Annotated in this window: 2 protein-coding genes; both read left to right on the top strand. The window is 68.1% G+C overall.

Annotated features, from left to right (window positions below):
- Nucleotides 1–166 precede the first annotated feature (166 nt).
- Nucleotides 167–841 (top strand): DUF502 domain-containing protein, encoded by a 675-nt coding sequence (locus VF536_RS11185; protein WP_331614925.1) that lies wholly within the window; start codon nucleotides 167–169, stop codon nucleotides 839–841.
- A gap of 155 nt (nucleotides 842–996) precedes the next feature.
- Nucleotides 997–2,790: an aspartate--tRNA ligase gene (gene aspS, locus VF536_RS11190; RefSeq protein WP_331614926.1), complete on the top strand. Its 1,794-nt coding sequence runs from the start codon at nucleotides 997–999 to the stop codon at nucleotides 2,788–2,790.
- Nucleotides 2,791–2,982 lie beyond the last annotated feature (192 nt).

A 2,982-nucleotide genomic window follows, 5' to 3' on the forward strand; every position in this document is an offset into this window, starting at 1 on the left:
CGGTGGCCGCGCCGGCCGCCGGCGCCGAGGGATCCTCGGGCTCGGGCAGTGCGCCCGCCGCGTCGTCGGCTTCTTCCGAATCTTCTTCCGGCTCGTCGGCCTCCTCCTCGGGCACGGCCTGCGGCGGCTCCTGCGCCTGCCACTGACCCCGAGGCCGGACCCAGGCATGCGCAAGTACATCATCACCGGCCTGCTGGTCTGGCTCCCGCTCGCGATCACCGTCTGGGTGCTCCTGTGGGTGCTCGGCATGATCGACGGCGTCTTCGTCTGGCTGCTCTCGGCCGTCGGCGCCGTGCTGCCGCTGGCCGCCCAGGAGTCGCTCAAGCAGCTGCACGACATTCCCGGCCTGGGGGTGGTCGTCATGGTCGCGCTGCTGATGCTCACCGGCATGTTCGTCGCGAACATCTTCGGCCAGTGGTGGCTGCGCCAGTGGGACAAGCTGCTCTACAAGATCCCCATCGTCAAGAGCATCTACAGCTCGGTCAAGCAGGTTTCGGACACGCTGTTCTCGTCCAGCGGCAACGCCTTCCGCGAGGCGGTGCTGGTGCCGTATCCGCACCAGGGGTCCTGGACCATCGCCTTCGTCACCGGCACGCCGCGCGGCGAGGTCGCCCAGCAGCTGGGCACGCTCAGCGGCGCCGAGGCCGACGAGCATGTCGCGCTGTACGTGCCGACGACGCCCAACCCCACCTCGGGCTTCTTCCTGATGATGCCCCGGGCGCAGTTGCGGCCTTTGGCGATGAGCGTCGACGAAGCGCTCAAATACATCATCTCGATGGGCGTGGTCGCGCCGCAAGGGGATCCCGCGATCGTCCTGCCGAGCGAAGCCACCCGAAATTGACCGGGCTGAGCGCCCCGGCAAGCGCTCAGTCCTGAGGGTCCGCAGGACCCCGCCAGCGCCCACCGCCCGAATTTCCCTCTGCTGGCCGCGCCCGCGTCGCACTGACGTCCCGCCGCCCAGCGACCCACCGAACATCGAATTTCCGGAGAACCTCCATGCGTACCTGCTATGCCGGCCAAGTCAGCGAGAAGCTGCTGGACCAGACCGTGACCCTGATGGGCTGGGCCCATCGCAGCCGTGACCACGGCGGCGTCATCTTCATCGAACTGCGCGACCGCGAAGGCCTCGTGCAGGTCGTCTGCGACCCCGACCGCCCCGAGATGTTCAAGGTGGCCGAGAGCGTGCGCAGCGAGTTCTGCATCAAGGTCGTCGGCAAGGTGCGCGCGCGCCCGGCCGACAAGCAGAACAGCAACGTCGCCAGCGGCAAGGTCGAAGTCCTGTGCCATGAGCTGGAAGTGCTGAACCCGTCGGTGACGCCGGCCTTCCCGCTGGACGACGAGAACATCTCCGAGACCACGCGCCTGACGCACCGCGTGCTGGACCTGCGCCGCCCGTACATGCAGAACAACCTGATGCTGCGTTACCGCGTGGCGATGGAAGCGCGCAAGTTCCTGGACGAGCACGGCTTCGTCGACATCGAGACCCCGATGCTCACGAAGAGCACGCCGGAAGGCGCGCGCGATTACCTGGTCCCGTCGCGTGTCCATGACGGCATGTTCTTCGCGCTGCCGCAGTCGCCGCAGCTGTTCAAGCAGCTGCTGATGGTGGCGGGCTTCGACCGCTACTACCAGATCACCAAGTGCTTCCGCGACGAGGACCTGCGCGCCGACCGCCAGCCCGAGTTCACGCAGATCGACATCGAGACCTCGTTCCTGGGCGAGGAAGAGATCCGCGCGATGTTCGAGGGCATGATCCGCCACGTCTTCCGCAAGGCGCTGAACGTCGAGCTGGGCGACTACCCGGTGATGAAGTACGCGGAAGCGATGCACCGCTTCGGCTCCGACAAGCCGGACCTGCGCGTCAAGCTCGAGTTCACCGAGCTGACCGACGTGATGGGCGACGTCGACTTCAAGGTCTTCTCCGGTCCGGCGACGACGCCCGGCGGCCGCGTGGTCGCGCTGCGCGTGCCCGGCGGCGCGACGATGAGCCGCGGCGAGATCGACGCCTACACCGAGTTCGTCAAGATCTACGGCGCCAAGGGCCTGGCCTGGATCAAGGTCAACGAGGTGGCCAAGGGCCGCGAGGGCCTGCAGTCGCCGATCGTCAAGAACCTGCACGACAAGGCGGTCGCGGACATCCTGGCGCGCACCGGCGCCCAGGACGGCGATCTGATCTTCTTCGGCGCGGACAAGGCCAAGGTCGTCAACGACGCCATCGGCGGGCTGCGCCTGAAGGTCGGCCACAGCGAATTCGGCAAGACCACCGGCCTCTTCGAGGACAAGTGGGCGCCGCTGTGGGTCGTCGACTTCCCGATGTTCGAGGAAGACGAGGAGAACAAGCGCTGGGCCGCCGTGCACCACCCGTTCACCGCGCCCAAGGACGGTCATGAGGACCTGATGGTCACCGACCCGGGCAAGTGCGTGGCCAAGGCCTACGACATGGTGCTCAACGGCTGGGAGCTGGGCGGCGGTTCGGTGCGTATCCACAAGGCCGACGTGCAGGCCAAGGTCTTCGAGGCGCTGAACATCAGCCCCGAGGAGCAGCGCGTGAAGTTCGGCTTCCTGCTGGACGCGCTGCAGTACGGCGCGCCCCCGCACGGCGGCCTGGCCTTCGGCCTGGACCGCCTGGTGACGCTGATGACCAAGGCCGAGTCGATCCGCGACGTGATCGCGTTCCCGAAGACGCAGCGTGCGCAGTGCCTGCTGACCGGCGCGCCGTCCTTCGTCGACGAGAAGCAGCTGCGCGAGCTGCACATCCGCCTGCGCAACCCGGGCGCCGCCACGGCCTGACGGCCTCGGGCACGGCCCCGCGAACCCTTCGCGGGCCTGAAGCGCCCGCCTGAACAACGCCCCGGCGGAGCAATCCGCCGGGGCGTTTATGCTTCCGCCGTTCCCCGGAGCGGGGACGGCATTGAACGGGACGGACATGGCGACGGGCGAGCGAGGCGAACGCGGAAGCAAGGGCAGGGACGGCCGCGGACG

It is taken from the genome of Roseateles sp. (assembly GCF_036486225.1).
GTDB lineage: Bacteria > Pseudomonadota > Gammaproteobacteria > Burkholderiales > Burkholderiaceae_C > Roseateles.